The sequence below is a fragment of the Streptosporangium sp. G12 genome (assembly GCF_052983175.1).
Map to the genome: position 1 here is coordinate 1 of NZ_JBRIQO010000101.1, position 856 is coordinate 856.

At 65.7% G+C, this 856-nt stretch carries 1 protein-coding gene; it reads right to left on the minus strand.

Going from position 1 to position 856, the window contains the following annotated elements:
* Positions 1-856, minus strand: an 856-nt coding sequence (locus ACVCAG_RS45775; RefSeq protein ID WP_440089946.1) for a non-reducing end alpha-L-arabinofuranosidase family hydrolase, incomplete at both ends; no start/stop codon positions are given.

Genomic DNA, 856 nt, shown 5'->3' on the forward strand with positions numbered 1-856 from the left:
AGCGCTGCAGTGTCAGCAGGCCCGGCCGGTAGGGCAGGAGGCCGTATTCGACACCGTCGGAGTTGGGGTTGCGGCCCTGGTAGAGCAGCTGCAGGTTGCAGGGGTCGACGGTCATGGTCTGGTCGGCGCTGGTGCGCAGCAGCTCACCGTGGCTGATGTCGTTGGTCCAGGTGGCGCCGCTGTTGACCTTGCCGGCGAAGGGGTTGCTCTCGGTGGCGGCCTGCGGGGTCCAGGAGCCGTTGAGGCTGGTGGCGGTGAAGGAGCGGAAGTAGCGTCCCCGGGCGCCGATCGCCTCGACGATCATGAGGTAGCGGCTCTGGCCCTGGAGCTTGTAGACCTGGACGGCTTCGAAGAGGTTGTTGGTGGTGTCGCTCATGATGACGGTGGAGGTGGAGCCGAAGCTGCCGGGGAAGTTGCCGATGGGCATGCTGGCCCGGTAGATCTTGCCGTTGTCGCCGGCGAAGAACAGGTACATGTTGGTGTCGTCGCCGATGACGGCCTGGTCGATGGGGCCGGTTTGGGAGCCGGTGATGCTTCCGGAGAACAGGGTCTGGGGTGCCGACCAGCCGTTGGGGTTGGTGGGGTTGGTGGAGGTGCGGTAGGAGAAGGCGGGTCCGCCCCACTGGTAGGCCAGCACCCAGATGTTCTTGGGGGCGAAGTAGAACAGGCTGGGTGCCACGGTGCCGGAGGACATGGTGTTCTGGCTGGCCGTGGCCATCTCCGAGTAGTTGGTGAACAGGCCGAAGTTCATCGACCCCCAGCTGCTGCCGAAGTCGTGGGTGGTGGCGTAGACGAGCTGCTTGCCCTCGTAGGGGGCGACGGTGAAGTCCTTGAGCGAGACCCAGCCCGACTTCGG